The 14,986-nt window shown below is 32.5% G+C and carries 15 protein-coding genes; 9 read left to right on the top strand and 6 right to left on the bottom strand.

Annotated elements, in window-relative coordinates:
• Nucleotides 1-26 precede the first annotated feature (26 nt).
• From BUR17_RS02555 to pdhA, 4 genes are all read right to left on the bottom strand, one after another.
• Nucleotides 27-875: a GLPGLI family protein gene (locus BUR17_RS02555; RefSeq protein WP_074228511.1), complete on the bottom strand. Its 849-nt coding sequence runs from the start codon at nt 873-875 to the stop codon at nt 27-29.
• A 29-nt stretch (nt 876-904) separates the two neighbouring features.
• Entirely contained in the window at nt 905-1,471 is a 567-nt protein-coding gene (locus BUR17_RS02550; RefSeq protein WP_074228509.1) for a sugar O-acetyltransferase, read from the bottom strand.
• An 89-nt stretch (nt 1,472-1,560) separates the two neighbouring features.
• Nucleotides 1,561-3,165, bottom strand: a complete 1,605-nt coding sequence (locus BUR17_RS02545; RefSeq protein WP_074228507.1) for a pyruvate dehydrogenase complex dihydrolipoamide acetyltransferase — start codon at nt 3,163-3,165, stop codon at nt 1,561-1,563.
• 82 nt (nt 3,166-3,247) lie between these two features.
• Entirely contained in the window at nt 3,248-4,249 is a 1,002-nt protein-coding gene (gene pdhA / locus BUR17_RS02540; RefSeq protein ID WP_074228505.1) for a pyruvate dehydrogenase (acetyl-transferring) E1 component subunit alpha, read from the bottom strand.
• Nucleotides 4,250-4,374: 125 nt separating this feature from the next.
• On the opposite strand from pdhA, the gene BUR17_RS02535 reads away from it, so the two are divergent.
• Both BUR17_RS02535 and BUR17_RS02530 read left to right on the top strand, forming a co-directional pair.
• Nucleotides 4,375-4,977 carry a phosphatase PAP2 family protein gene (locus BUR17_RS02535; RefSeq protein WP_074228503.1) on the top strand — a complete coding sequence of 201 codons (603 nt, stop codon included), beginning with the start codon at nt 4,375-4,377 and terminating at the stop codon, nt 4,975-4,977.
• A gap of 9 nt (nt 4,978-4,986) precedes the next feature.
• Nucleotides 4,987-5,460 carry a BlaI/MecI/CopY family transcriptional regulator gene (locus BUR17_RS02530; RefSeq protein ID WP_074228501.1) on the top strand — a complete coding sequence of 158 codons (474 nt, stop codon included), beginning with the start codon at nt 4,987-4,989 and terminating at the stop codon, nt 5,458-5,460.
• 201 nt (nt 5,461-5,661) lie between these two features.
• Here BUR17_RS02530 and BUR17_RS02525 read toward each other — a convergent pair whose 3' ends face one another.
• Entirely contained in the window at nt 5,662-6,039 is a 378-nt protein-coding gene (locus BUR17_RS02525; protein WP_074228499.1) for an RNA recognition motif domain-containing protein, read from the bottom strand.
• A 257-nt stretch (nt 6,040-6,296) separates the two neighbouring features.
• Between BUR17_RS02525 and BUR17_RS02520 the strand changes: the two genes are divergently transcribed.
• From BUR17_RS02520 to BUR17_RS02505, 4 genes are all read left to right on the top strand, one after another.
• Nucleotides 6,297-6,692: an acyl-CoA thioesterase gene (locus BUR17_RS02520; RefSeq protein WP_066680486.1), complete on the top strand. Its 396-nt coding sequence runs from the start codon at nt 6,297-6,299 to the stop codon at nt 6,690-6,692.
• Complete coding sequence (locus BUR17_RS02515; RefSeq protein ID WP_074228497.1) at nt 6,689-7,273, top strand: helix-turn-helix domain-containing protein; 585 nt, start codon at nt 6,689-6,691, stop codon at nt 7,271-7,273. The genes BUR17_RS02520 and BUR17_RS02515 overlap by 4 nt, the downstream gene beginning before the upstream one ends.
• Nucleotides 7,274-7,323: 50 nt before the next feature.
• Complete coding sequence (locus BUR17_RS02510; RefSeq protein ID WP_074228495.1) at nt 7,324-7,968, top strand: NAD-dependent epimerase/dehydratase family protein; 645 nt, start codon at nt 7,324-7,326, stop codon at nt 7,966-7,968.
• A 311-nt stretch (nt 7,969-8,279) separates the two neighbouring features.
• Nucleotides 8,280-11,036 carry a heavy metal translocating P-type ATPase gene (locus tag BUR17_RS02505; RefSeq protein ID WP_074228493.1) on the top strand — a complete coding sequence of 919 codons (2,757 nt, stop codon included), beginning with the start codon at nt 8,280-8,282 and terminating at the stop codon, nt 11,034-11,036.
• 87 nt (nt 11,037-11,123) lie between these two features.
• Here the strand turns inward: BUR17_RS02505 and BUR17_RS02500 are convergent, their stop codons facing one another.
• On the bottom strand, nt 11,124-12,020 hold the full coding sequence (locus BUR17_RS02500; protein WP_159437582.1) for a nuclear transport factor 2 family protein: 897 nt from the start codon (nt 12,018-12,020) through the stop codon (nt 11,124-11,126).
• A 376-nt stretch (nt 12,021-12,396) separates the two neighbouring features.
• Here BUR17_RS02500 and BUR17_RS02495 point away from each other — a divergent pair, with 376 nt between their 5' ends.
• From BUR17_RS02495 to BUR17_RS02485, 3 genes are all read left to right on the top strand, one after another.
• Complete coding sequence (locus BUR17_RS02495; RefSeq protein WP_074228489.1) at nt 12,397-13,128, top strand: DUF72 domain-containing protein; 732 nt, start codon at nt 12,397-12,399, stop codon at nt 13,126-13,128.
• A gap of 114 nt (nt 13,129-13,242) precedes the next feature.
• A complete protein-coding gene (locus BUR17_RS02490; RefSeq protein WP_074228487.1) occupies nt 13,243-14,106 on the top strand; it encodes a polysaccharide deacetylase family protein in 864 nt (287 codons plus the stop codon).
• 217 nt (nt 14,107-14,323) lie between these two features.
• Nucleotides 14,324-14,983 carry a YggS family pyridoxal phosphate-dependent enzyme gene (locus BUR17_RS02485; protein ID WP_074228485.1) on the top strand — a complete coding sequence of 220 codons (660 nt, stop codon included), beginning with the start codon at nt 14,324-14,326 and terminating at the stop codon, nt 14,981-14,983.
• Nucleotides 14,984-14,986 lie beyond the last annotated feature (3 nt).

The raw sequence follows: 14,986 nt of genomic DNA, 5'->3' as shown, positions 1-14,986 counted from the left end.
TTTAAAAGTGGTATTGTCTAGTTTTTTTAAGATTTTAATAAATCTAATTCTAGTAAATTATTATTTCTCGTATTATTTGCTTTGGCATCCCTCTCTTGTTCTCGTAGCATTTTTTCAACATCTAGCGGTTTTCCGTGTTCATCGATCATCATTACTTTTGTGTTTCCGGATAACATTTGTCGCATTCCTTTTGTAGGGTTATTTCTAGAATCAATGACTTGCTTTTTGTATTTTTCCTGGTCAATTACAACAGTATTTCCAAAAGATTTTTTCTCATTATCACTCACCCATTCCTGATTAGAATTACTTTTTTTGATTTCTTTTAAAACAAAAGAATGTGATTTTGTTTTATCTTCAATTTTAATAATCAATCCCGGCAAACCATGAAACTTATAAGGTCCGTCCTGAATAGGAATATCAGAGACAAACCATGCTGTCCAAATTCTGCCTGCAAAATAAAGAGATGCTTTTTGAGCATTAAACTCGCCAATTTTCTCTTTTTCAGGTAAAATTTTCCAGTTCATTGCTCTGTTATCAGAAACTTTATATTTATTCATGTCGAGATTGTTGAAGAAATCTATTTTAAAATCAGGATAAGATTTTTCGACAACAAATGGAACTAAGCCATAATCAATACCCGTAAAATCTCTTGTCTGTTTCGTTATTCTATCCTGATGTATTGAATCAGCTATACTTTTCTTTTGACTGTAGAATTTCGAACCTTTTTTGGCTATATCCAGATACATGATTTCTGTACCAACTTCATTCGTTTTAGTAGAATCTGTAATGAATCTGTATTCGTAAGAAAAACGTTGATTCTGAGCTAAAAGCGTCACACTTAAAAAGGAAAAAACTCCAATAATAATTCTCTTCATTTAGATATTTTTTTACTAAAATATATCTTTTATTCGGATCCAGCAATATTTTTAATTACTTTACATGGATTCCCTACAGCAATTACATTAGCCGGAATATCTTTTGCCACTACACTTCCCGCTCCGATTACCGAATTACTTCCAATAGAAACTCCAGGCAAAACAATAACATTTCCGCCAAACCAAACATTATCTCCAACTGTTATAGGATGTGCGTATTCTAGACCAGCATTACGCTGTTTCAAATCAATTGGATGACCTGCAGTATAAAAACTACAATTTGGTCCAATAAAAATATTATTTCCAAACTTTACTTTTGCTCCGTCTAAAATTATTAGATTATGATTCGCATAAAAGTTTTCACCCAGCTCAATATTGTATCCGTAATCACACCAAAAATTAGGTTCTATAGTTATATTTTCTTTTGAATTTTTAATAATTTTCTTTATTAATTCTTTTCTCTTTTCTAATTCTGAATTTTTAAGTTGATTGTATTCCAAGCAAAAGTCTTTACACACCATTCTGTCATTTAATAATTCAGAGTCATAGTTTGCATCATATAATAAACCGTTCTGGCATTTCTCTTTTTCTGTCATTAGTTAATATTTTCAATTACTAAATTTAAATATTATCAAACAAAAAACCTCTCGAAATGAGAGGTTTTAATTATTTATATATTAAAAAGTTACAGTAACAAAGTTAAAGGACTTTCTAAATACGTTTTTAAAGTTTGCAAGAACTGAGCTCCTGTCGCTCCATCTACAACTCTGTGATCACAAGCTAATGAAAGCTTCATGATGTTTCCAACAACAATTTGACCGTTCTTAACGATTGGTTTTTCAATAATTGCACCTACAGAAAGAATTGCTGCGTTAGGTTGATTGATGATGCTTGTGAAAGTTTCAATTCCGAACATTCCCAAGTTTGAGATAGAGAATGTAGAACCTTCCATTTCGTTAGCTTTAAGACCTTTAGATTTTGCTCTTCCAGCCATATCTTTTACAGCAGCTGAAATTTGCGTATAATTCATTTGATCTGTATTCTTAAGAACCGGAACTACCAATCCGTCAGGAATTGCAACCGCTACTCCAACGTTGATATTTCCTCTGTGAATTACCTTATCTCCTGCCCAACTAGAATTTACCTGTGGATGTTTTCTTAAAGCAACTGCAGTCGCTTTAATCACCATATCGTTGAAAGAAATTTTAGTATCTGGTAAAGAATTGATTTCTTTTCTAGCCTCAATCGCTTTATCCATGTTGATTTCAACCATCAGATAATAATGAGGAGCAGAGAATTTACTTTCAGAAAGACGTTTTGCAATAATATTTCTAACCTGAGAGTTTGGAGTCTCCGTATCTTCACCTTGTACAAAACTTAATGCAACTTGTGCAGCCGGACTTGCAGTCGGAGCTGAAGCAGCAGGTTTTGCAGATGGCTGATAATTTTCAATATCTTTTTTTACGATTCTTCCGTTTTCACCTGAACCTTGTACAGAATTGATGTCAACACCTTTTTCCTGAGCCATTTTTTTAGCTAAAGGAGAAATTGCTACTCTGTCTGAAGAAGAATTTGCAGTTGATGCAACCGATTTCTCTTCTGTTTTCGTTTCAGATTTTTGTTCAGCTGGTTGATCTGTAGATTTTGCAGCAGCTTTTGGAGCTCCAACCGCAGAAACATCAGTTCCTTCTGGTCCGATGATAGCCAAAACGGTATCAACCGGAGCAGCACCACCTTCTTCAACACCTTGCTTCAAAAGAATTCCGTTAAATTCAGATTCAAAATCCTGAACAGCCTTATCGGTTTCAATTTCAGCAAGAAGATCTCCTTCTTTTACGGTATCACCTACATTTTTATGCCATTTAGCCACTTTACCTTCCGTCATTGTATCAGAAAGTCTTGGCATTGTAATCACTTCTACTCCAGCCGGAACTTCCGCAGAAGTTTCTTCAGTTGCAGTAGTATTAGATTCTGTTTTTGGTTCTTCTTTTTTGTCTTCAGAAGCAGCGCTGGGAGCAGCAGCTCCGCCTGTTAATCCTGAAATATCTTCTCCTTCATTTCCGATAATTGCCAAAACTAAGTCTACTGCAGCAGCTGAACCTTCTTCAACACCTACATAAAGAAGAGTTCCTTCAACTTCAGATTCAAAATCCTGTACTGCTTTATCAGTTTCGATTTCGGCTAAAATATCTCCTTCTTTTACCTTATCTCCTACTTTTTTATGCCATTTAGCCACTTTTCCTTCCGTCATTGTATCGGAAAGACGTGGCATTGTAATCACTTCTGCCATAATTTATATTGATTTGAGATTCGAGATTCGAGATTTGAGATTAGGGAAACTCAAATTCGAATATCAAATTAATTATTATTTTTTAGTTTTCTAATTTATCTAAGAACGGATAGTTTTCTTGAGCATAAACATACTCGTAAACTTTTTCTGCATCAGGATACGGAGAGTTTTCCATAAACTCAATACATTCTTCTACAAAATCTCTTGATTTGTTATCCAAAGTTTCCAATTCTTCTTCAGTTGCCCAATTATTTGCTAAGATTCTTTCTTTGATCAATTCAATAGGATCATCTTTCTTATGAATAGCAACTTCTTCTTTAGATCTGTATGGTTCTGCATCAGACATTGAGTGCCCTCTGAAACGGTAAGTTCTAGCTTCGATAAAAGTAGGTCCATCACCTCTTCTTGCTCTTTCAATAGCTTCGTAAGCAACTTCAGCCACTTTCTCAGGATCCATTGCATCTACAGCAAGACATGGCATTTCGTATCCTAAACCTAGTTTATAGATATCTTCGTGGTTAGCTGTTCTTTTTACAGAAGTTCCCATTGCATACTGATTGTTTTCAACAACAAATACTACAGGAAGTTTCCAGTTCATTGCCATGTTGAAAGTTTCGTGAAGAGATCCTTGTCTTGCAGCACCGTCTCCAAAGAAACAGATGTTTACAGCTTTTCTGTCGAAAAATTTATCTGCAAAAGCAATACCCGCTCCCAAAGGAATCTGACCTCCTACAATACCGTGACCTCCATAAAATCTGTGCTCTTTGCTGAAAATGTGCATAGATCCACCCATACCTCCAGAAGTACCTGTAGCTTTACCACAAAGTTCTGCCATGATTCTTTTAGGATCTACTCCCATTGCCATTGGATGAATGTGACATCTGTAAGCAGTGATCATACTATCTTTAGTTAAATCCATTGCATGCGTAAAACCAGCCGGAATAGCTTCCTGACCGTTGTACAAATGTAAAAAACCTCTGATTTTTTGTTTTAGATAAAGAGAACGGCATTTGTCTTCAAACCTTCTCCACATTGTCATATCTTCATACCACTTCAGGTATATCTCTTTAGAAAATTCTTTCATGTGTTAGCCTTTGCTTATTTATTATGAAATAGTTGAGCAAAAATATAAAAAAAACTTCGTTTTTATTATATGCACAGCAATTGTTTTTTTACTTATAATGTTATATTTACATTTCAAACTTATTTATGGAAGAAAAAAAGACTTCGGCACTGCATATTATTTCAAGAATTATCTCAGACTTTTTCAATCCTTTGGTTTCTCTGTTTATTTATTTTGTGTACTTGAGTTTTCAGAATTATACCTTTAAACAAGCGACTTCTCATTTTCTTCCGATATTATTAATGGTTATTATTCCGGTAGTTGCCTGGTTGGTTTGGAATGTGAAAACAGGGAGATATACCAATATGGATGTTTCAAACCGGGTGCAGAGAAAATCTTTATATATTTTTATTGCAGTCTTCATTATTGCTTATCAAATTTACCATTATGTAATGAATGGTTTTCTTGATTTTGTCATGCTTTTTATTTTAATCTTACTTTTTGCACTTCAATACAGTAATCTATATATTAAAAGTTCGATGCACACTGCCTTTAATGTGTTTGTTGCCGCATTGTTTTATGCATTCGACTGGAAAGCAGGAATTTTTTGGTTCGGAATTGCAACTTTGGTAGGAATTACAAGAGTGATTTTAAAAAGACACACCATAAAAGAGGTATTTATGGGCGCAGGAATAGCTTTTCTGGTATCTTTTATTTATCTTTATTGCAATATTCAATTTCAACACTAAGAATTTTTTATGAAAATAAATCATCTTACTTCTGCCGAAGAAAATTTAATGAAGTTATTCTGGAAGCTCCAAAGCTTTTATTTAAAGGACGTTATGGAGCAGCATGCGGAACCAAAACCGCATCAAAATACTGTTTCAACTTACCTGAAAATACTGGTTGAAAAAGGCTATTTGTCCACCGAAAAAGAAGGCAGAATTTTCAAGTACTCAGTAATTGTACCTTTTGATGATTATAAAAAGTTTTTATTGAAAGAACTTTCACATAATTTCTTTAACGATTCAGGAAAAGAAATTCTGGAATTTTTATTTAATGAAAATTTGATTTCACAGAATGACCTTAGAACTTATTTTGACCTTAAAATCGAAATGAAACCTGTAAAAGTAAAAGAACCTAAATTGGAATATGCTGAAGAAATCTTAAATCCTAAAAAAGACAAGAAAGGAAAGGATAAGAAAAAGAAGAAGAAAAAGAATGAAAATTAGTTGATGGTTATTGGGTTTCTGGATTTTAAAGTTGAATAAAAGGTTTATTATAAAAACGCTTCGACTCCGCTCAGCGTGACATAAATTCAAATAAACTTTGATCAGACAATTATTATTAGAGATGTCATGCTAAGCGAAGTCGAAGCATATATTTAAAATAAAGACATAAAAAAAGCGGCTTAAAAAAGCCGCTTCAATTTTTTACCAACGACTTCCGCCGCCTCCGTTACCTCCACGGTTGTTGTTTCCGTAACCACCTCCAGAGTTACCTCCTCCACGGTTGTTACCATAACTTCCACCACCGCTTCTGTTATTATCAAAACTTCTTCTTGGTTTTTCTTCTCTTGGCTTAGCCTCAGAAACGTTAAGAATTTTTCCGTTAAATTCTTTCTGGTTAAGAGCCTCAATAGCTTGACCTCCTTCTTCGTCACCCATTTCGATAAAACCGAAACCTCTAGAACGACCAGTCTCTCTGTCTGTTACAATTTTAGCTGATGATACATCGCCAAATTCTGCGAATAAATCGTGCAACTCATATTCTTTAGTTGCGTAATTGATGTTTGAAACAAAAATGTTCATTTTAAAAAAAAATTAAAAATTAATATATAAAATTGGTATATAAAAGAAAAGCAACATAATAATGAACATGATATTGATTCCAAATATAAACAGGTGCAAGATACAATTAAAAACTTCAAATCAAAACTTTTTAAAGGTTTAATTCACTTCTATTCAAAACTTGTAATAATATTGCAAAAAAATGATGAATTTTTCATTAAATAATCTTTTGAAAAGCTTTTTTTTAAAACTAAATTTGTACTGAAAATAATCATAAAATGAATTATCATACTCGAAAATGGGTAAAACCAGAAGATCTAAACCCAAACCAATCATTATTCGGAGGAAAACTATTACAATGGATTGATGAAGAAGCAGCCTTATACGCGGTGATTCAGTTGGAAAATAAAAAAGTAGTTACCAAGTTTATTTCAGAAATAAATTTTGTGAGTTCAGCAAAACAGGGCGATATTATCGAAATTGGAATTGAAGTTTCATCTTTTGGCTCCACTTCTCTTACACTGAAATGTGATGTAAGAAATAAAATGACCCATCAAACAATCATCACCGTTGATAAAATTGTAATGGTGAATCTTGATGAAAACGGTAATCCTGCAGCACACGGAAAAACAAAAGTAGAATTTGTGAAAGACAGACTGAACAATTCATTATGAAAATTTTCATAAAAAATATGGTCTGTGGAAGATGTATTGCTGCAGTTTCAAATATTTTTAATGAACGTAATATAAAGATTACTCAAATTAGCTTAGGTGAAGTAGAAACCGAGGGTGAAGTTTCAAAAGCAGACATTCAATTCATTGAAAATCGATTAGAGGAAACAGGTTTTGAAAGAATAAAAGATGCAACGCACCAATTAGTCGATAAAATTAAAAACCTGATCATCATTAAAATCGGAAAACTTGATATTGATGAAAACTTTTTACTGTCGAAATTTTTAAGTGTAGAATTCCATAAAGATTACAGTTCATTATCAAAAGCCTTTTCACAAAATGAAAACATTACGGTTGAGCAGTTTTTTATTCTTCAGAAAATTGAAAAAGTAAAAGAACTTCTTCTTTATAATGAATTCAATTTAACAGAAATTGCCGGAAAACTAGGCTACAAAAGTGTGCAACATTTATCATCACAATTTAGAAGCACTACAGGATTTACACCTACGGAATTTAAAAAACTGAAAGTTCATAACAGAAGATCTTTGGATATGGTGCAAGAAACTGATACTAAAGATCAATAAAAAAAACCAAAGTTTTAAAGCCAAATAAAGAAAACACAAAATACAACAAAGTGAAAATAATAATTACTGGAACAACAGGAATGGTTGGAGAAGGCGTTTTAATTGAATGCCTTCAAAACAATAAAGTATCCGAAATACTAAGCGTAAGTCGTAAATCTTGTGGAATAAATCATCCTAAACTGAAAGAACTTATCATCAGTGATTTTTTACAGTTAGACAATTTCCATGATCAGTTGACAGACTATGATGCCTGTTTTTATTGTGCCGGAATTAGTTCGATAGGTTTAGACGAAGACAAATACACAAAAATAACTTTTGACACTACTCTTCATTTTGCTAAAACCCTGTTGGATTTGAACCCAAATATGACATTCAATTATATATCCGGTAAAAGTACAGACAGCACAGAAAAAGGTAAAGTAATGTGGGCAAGAGTAAAAGGAAAAACTGAAAATGCCTTAATGAAATTGAATTTTAAAGGACAATACAATTTCCGACCAGGTTTTATGAAACATTTTAAAGAGCAGAAAAACGTAAAGACTATTTTTAAAATTTTCGGAGCATTCTACCCTACACTTTTTCCGAAAAGCTCATTAACACTACAAGAAGTCGGTAGAGCAATGATTAATATTTCAGAAAAAGGCTATTCAAAACAAATTCTGGAAGTAGCAGATATTAAAAAAATTGCTCAATAAAACTTTTTATTTAACCACAAAAGAGGCAAAAGATTTAGATGCTTCTATTTAGCTAATGAGTATTGAGAAAAAAGCACACAAAAACCTTTAAAAATCTTTGATTTTTTGTTCTTTTGAGAACTTTGATTATCTAATAATAACTTTATAATTGTCTTTTGTTCCTTTTGTGGTTAAATCTCAAATTATTTTAAATAGACTTTCTATTAATACTATTTATAAAATTTCAACCACAAAATTTTATAACAATTATCCTTAAATCTGTAACAGCCTTCAATCTATATTTTGGAAATTTGTACCATAAATTATGACTTATGCTACAAAAATATAATATCCTCGGAATGACCTGTTCTGGTTGCCAGAAAAAAATTTCAGAAAAACTGAACAGTGTAAACGGAATTTCGGCTGATGTCAATCTTGAAACCAGCTCTGTTGAGATCACTTCTGATGCAGAAATCGATCTGAATGAGTTGAATAAAGCACTTTCAGAAATTGGAAATTATAAATTAGAAGATCCCAATAAACCTGAAAATACTTTTCTAAAACCTCAAGACCGGGTTTCACCTTCTTCCGTTTATTATTGCCCGATGGAATGTGAGGGTGATAAAGTATATTTCCAACAGGGAAAAAGATGTCCTGATTGCAATATGTATTTGGTTCCGATCGAGGAAAAATTAGCAAAAGATCCTAATCATAAACCAACATATTCTTCTACCAACTTGCCTGAAAATTTCAAAGACCATGTCGGAAGCTTTTATTGTCCGATGTTCTGCGAAGGCGATAAAGTGTACGAAGAAAAAACAGATTGCCCGGTTTGTCACATGCATTTAGAAGAAATTACCGAAGATTTGGTTAAAAATTCAGCTTCCCATTCACATCATCATCATCACAATCATCAACAACACGAAACCCCAAAAGTTACGGATGATATGGCAGGAAGATATTACTGTCCGATGTTTTGTGAAGGTGATAAAACTTACGACAGCAATGTTGGCTGCCCGGTTTGCGGAATGGATTTGGTAAAATATCCCGAAAAAGGCGAAGAAGAAACTGATGATACTTATCTTATTTTAAAAAGAAAATTTATTATTTCTTTGGTTTTCACTATTCCCGTTTTTATTCTTTCGATGGGTGGAATGTTGATTGATTTTCCTTTTTCACATGATATTCAGGGGATTTTTGAATTGATTTTAACAATTCCTGTTTTATTTTATTCCGGGTGGTTTATTATGAAAAGAGGTTGGGTTTCATTTAAAACATGGAACCTGAATATGTTCAGCTTAATTGCTTTAGGTGTTGCTGCAGCCTTTATTTTCAGCATCGTTGCTTTAATTTTCCCAGATTTGCTTCCTCATGAAATACAAGGTCACAATCAAAAAGCACCATTATATTTTGAAGCCGTTTCCGTTATTCTGACTTTGGTTATTTTAGGTCAGTTAATGGAAGCTTTAGCGCACAAAAAAACAGGAAATGCCATCAAAGAATTGATGAATCTTTCTCCTGATGAAGCTAATTTAATTGTAAATAATGAAGAAAAAAGAGTTCCGCTTTCTGAAGTAAAAATTGGAGACCTATTGAAAGTAAAACCAGGTGAAAAAATTCCTGTTGACGGAAAAATAATCGAAGGAAATTCTGTAGTTGACGAAAGCATGATTACCGGAGAACCGATTCCTGTTGAGAAAAATATTGATGATCAGGTAACTTCAGGAACAATCAATGGAAATCAGGTTTTCCTGATGAAAGCAGAAAAAGTAGGTGACGAAACTTTGCTTTCAAAGATTATAAAAATGGTGAACGACGCAAGCAGAAGCCGTGCTCCGATCCAAAAACTGACTGATAAAGTGGCTAAAGTTTTTGTTCCGACAGTTATTGTTGTTGCTGTTGTTACTTTTATTTTATGGCAATTTTTCGGCCCAGAAGGCCAGAAAACTCTATTTGCTTTTATTAATGCAGTTGCGGTTCTCATTGTGGCTTGCCCATGTGCTTTAGGCTTGGCTACTCCGATGTCTCTGATGGTCGGAATCGGTAAAGGCGCTAAAAACGGAATTCTTATAAAAAATGCCGAAGCGCTTGAATTAATGCACAAAGTAAACGTCTTAATTACAGATAAAACGGGAACTTTAACCGAAGGAAAACCATCTTTAGAACACATCGAAACTATTAATAATTCTTCTGAAAATACAATTTTAAAATTAGCTTATTCTTTAAATCAAAACTCAGAACACCCTTTATCAAGTGCTGTCATCAAGAAAGCAAAAGCCGATCATATTTCAGCTGAAAAAGTTGAAAAATTCGAAAACATTTCCGGTAAAGGCGTGAAAGGAATCATTAATGGAAAAACTGTTTATTTAGGAAACGAAAACCTTTTAGTTTCTAATGGAATTCAAATTCCGGAAAATTTAAAATTAAAAGCGAAAGAAGTTCAGTCAAAAGCACATACCCTTTCTTATATTGCTCAGGAAAATGAGACTTTAGGTTTTGTAAGTTTCAGCGATAAAATTAAAGAAAGTTCCAGAAAAGCTGTTCAGCATTTAATGAATGAAGGGATCGAAGTGATTATGATGACCGGTGACAACGAAAATACCGCAAAAGCTGTTGCAGATGAATTAGGAATTAAAAATTACAAAGCAAGCTGTCTTCCTGAAGATAAATTAAATGAAGTGAAAAAACTTCAGGAACAGGGAAAAATAGTAGCCATGACCGGAGACGGAATTAACGACTCTCCTGCTTTAGCACAATCCAACGTCGGAATTGCAATGGGAACAGGAACTGATGTTGCGATAGAAACTGCAGAAATCACATTACTAAAAGGTGATATTTTAGGAATTGCCAAAGCAAAAATATTAAGCGAAAAACTCTTAAGAAACATTAAAGAAAACCTGTTCTTTGCTTTTATCTACAATGTTTTAGGAATCCCGGTTGCAGCAGGATTGTTGTATCCATTTTTCGGAATTCTTTTATCACCAATGATTGCAGCAGCGGCAATGAGTCTTAGTTCTTTATCGGTGATTTTAAATTCATTACGACTGAATTCTGTAGATTTAGATATAAAAACTTCTCACTCTGATTAGAGTGAGAAGTTTTATTTCCAGCAAATATTTAGGTTGTATCTTTATGTTTAAATGATGTTTTTTATTTAGCTCTGCTTTTAGCTTTGATCATTTTACCACATTCAAAAACTCATCCTGATTAGAAATAACGATGATAGATTTTATTTTTCCATCTGCACCCACTTCGATATGCAGTGCCTCTCTTATTTCAAAGTCTTTTTGTGTAGGTTGATACGTATTATTTTTATAATTAAAAACGCCATCGTGCTTGCCGTGCATCGTATATCCAATAGACGATCGATTGGCTTCTACAACGCTTCTGTCAAGTTGGTAGGTGATGTTTGAAAATGAAGCGACACGACTTTTTATTCTTTTTATAAATGTATCGGCACCTTCAAGCATTTCTCCATTCATATTCACTTTAATATTATCTGCGAAAAGCTTTTGTAAACCTTCCCAATTGCGAAAATTAAAATGTCTTATATACAAATCAGTCGTTTTTGCCGTGGTTTCTTTCGGTACTGAATTATCAATGGGATAAAGCGTCACTTGTTGATGTTCTTTAACGGTTTCTTCACCTTTTATCTGTGCTTTTAACTTATCCAATTGTGTGATAGTAAGCAAGTCTTTCATCAGACCATTTTCGTCCATTACAAAAAATTCGGCACTCATTGCCTCCACATTTTTTCCGGTAGGTTCCAGGTCGCCGTATTTTCCGTTTTGCTTACCTTGTAATAAATAATGAACGGCAGCAATATTGTCTTCAACAATAACAATTCGGTCGGCTAGTTTCATTCCGGGAAATGGACCGTCGTAACGCTTAATTCGGGTTACAAAATTGTCTCGGCCTACCAAAATAGAATTGTTTGAGTTGACATAAATGTCTTCCGTTACCAACAAGCCGTTTTTATCAAAATCTCCCGCACTAAAGTTGATATGAAATGCAGCTCCGTTTTCTCGTACCAGTTGTGTGTATTCGGATTTTGTGTTTTCTTTTTTAATCATTGTTTGTTTGTTTTCTTTTGATTGATTGCAAGAATAAAATGTAAGTATTGTAATTACAAGTAGAGATAATTTTTTCATTTTTAAAATGTTTTTTTGGTTTTCATAATTTATATGTCATAAATGGTATAATCTATGCATCTATTTTTTTTACAAATAAATGCATGAAAAGAGATGGATTTACAGATCAATTAATTCTTCCTGCAAATGTATTTTTTACATTTTTCAGGTTATAGAAATAAGAAGGAATTTTAATTTTAGAAAAGATAATTTTTACTTATTTCTATAAATATAGGTTTTTTTTTATCAAATATCTAAAAAAAAGCCCTAAAATTTTATTTCTTTTAAATAATCTAAACCAAAACAGTTAAATTAAAGTATGAAAAAAGATAGTTTTTACATTGGCTGTTCAGGTTTCTATAACAACGATTGGAAAGGTTCTTTGTACCCTGAAGATGCTAAAAGTAAAGACTTTTTAATTTTATATTCAAAAGAGTTTAATGCTGTAGAAATTAATTCTACATTTTACAGAAAGCCAACCGCAAAAACATTACAAAAATGGTTTGATGAAACTCCTGTCAATTTTAGATTTTTCATTAAAATTCCTAAAACAATCTCTCACGAAAAACGATTGAAAGATTGCAAAGAAGAAATTTTAGAATTCTGCTTACATATTCAAAATAATTTAGGTGAAAAACTCTCAGGATTTTTATACCAGTTTCCACCATCGTTTAAAAATACAGAAGAGAATCTGAATTTAATTTTAAATAATTTAGATTTTCATTATTTGAATGTCATTGAATTTCGTCATGAATCATGGTGGCGTGATGAGATTTACAAAATTTTAAATTCAAAAAATATAATCTTTTCGGGAGTAAGCTTTCCAGGAAATCTTCCTGATGATTTCATTACCAATCATTCTGAACTATTCTATTACCGTCTTCACGGAAAACCAATCCTTTATAAATCTGAATATTCTGAAGATGAAATAAAATATTTAAGTGAAAACATCTTAAAATCAGGAAAGAAAGGCTTTATCTTTTTTAATAACACTTGGGGAAATGCAGCAGTAAAAAATGCTATTCAGCTAAAAAAATATTTAAGTAAATAATTTTAATTAAAAAATCCTTAAAAAGTGATATTTATATAAAAATTGGCATTATCTTTGTTAACTAAAATTTGTAAAATTTAACAATTTTTAACAACTTAATTTCCATCAATTTTTATGAAAAAAACTTTTGCGGAAAAGTCTGTAGGCAAGACTTTTCTAAGGATGATTACAGCGATGACTGTAACATCAACCCTATTTACAGGATGCAACCAGAAAACCGAAGTAAAAGAAACTGAAAAAGTTCTTGTCAAACTGCCTCCCGTCGCAAAAGTCTCCAAAATAGATGATGAAAATGTACCCACAGATAAAAGAGTGATTTACCTTACCTTCGACGATGGCCCAAATCGCGGCACCGAAAATCTTTTAAAAATATTACACAAAAGAAACGTTTGTGCAACAGCTTTTCTTGTCGGAAAACATGCAACAGACAGTAGAAAGCAAAAAGAAGATCTCGAAAAAATGAGAATCGATCATTTAATCGAGCTTGCTAATCACAGTCATACTCATGCACACAACAAATATTCAGAATTTTACAAAAATCCTGCAGCGGTAGTTAATGATTTTAATATTGCCAAAGACAGTTTAAAACTCCCCGGAAAAATCGCAAGAACACCCGGAAGAAATATTTGGAGACTCAATAATATTAATGTTACCGATATAAAAAGTTCTTCTGCGGCTGCAGACAGACTAAAAAGTGCAGGTTACAAAGTGATCGGTTGGGATCTGGAATGGAAACCGACTAATAAAATGACTTTAAAAGGAAATCATGAAGCAATGCTTAAAAAAGTAGACAGTATTTTCTTTAATGACCTTGAAAAAACATCAAGACATTTGGTTTTGCTTACCCATGATCAATATCTTAACGATTCAGATTCGATTAACGAGCTTGATTTATTTATCGAAAAACTACAGAAATCAAACCGATTTGTTTTCAGAAAAGTTTCGGCTTATCCGAAAATCAATGAGATTTTGAATTAATATTTCTCACACAGATTTTATAAATATTTTACAATAATAACTTTTAAAATTGAACCATTAAGGAAATTTAAGAAGTTAAGCATCATTAAGAAAAATCAAATAGATTTTAAAAAAGCAAAGCTCAACTTAATATTCTTAACTCCTTAATAAAACCTTAATGGTTTAAAAAATTATTTAAATCCTTAAAATTTATTTTAAAATTCAGAAATTTGCAGTTATGAGTATTCAGGAAAATTACAGAGATATAAAAAGCCGTCTTCCGGAAAATGTACAATTGGTTGCCGTTTCAAAAACGCATCCTTCTTCTGCTATTAAGGAGGTTTATGATTTGGGACAGAAAGTTTTTGGTGAAAATAAAGTTCAGGAATTGGTTGAGAAATACCCACTCCTTCCGAAAGATATTCAATGGCATATCATCGGGCACCTTCAGACCAACAAAGTAAAATATATTGCAGAGTTTGTTGATACCATTCAAAGTGTAGATTCTGAAAAGGTTTTAAATGAAATCAACAAAGAAGCGGGAAAACACAACCGTAAAATAAAAGTTTTACTTCAGGTAAAAATTGCTGAAGAAGACACAAAATTCGGACTTGAGATTTCTGAAGCTAAAGGTTTATTTCAAAAATTTATTAATGGAGATTTTCCCAATATCGAAATTACAGGTTTGATGGGAATGGCAACTTTTACTGAAGATGAAAATCAAATCAAAAAAGAATTTTCAGTTTTAAAAAATCTGTTTGATGAACTAAGCCAAATCAAAAAACTGGAAACATTATCGATGGGAATGAGTGATGACTTCCCGATCGCCATTGAATGCGGTGCCAATTCTGTGCGTGTAGGATCTGCAATTTTTGGAAGAAGAGATTACTCAAACTAAAGA

Origin of the sequence: Chryseobacterium scophthalmum, assembly GCF_900143185.1 — a bacterium.
Taxonomy (GTDB): domain Bacteria; phylum Bacteroidota; class Bacteroidia; order Flavobacteriales; family Weeksellaceae; genus Chryseobacterium; species Chryseobacterium scophthalmum.
This window is presented reverse-complemented; position numbering and strand designations above follow the sequence as displayed.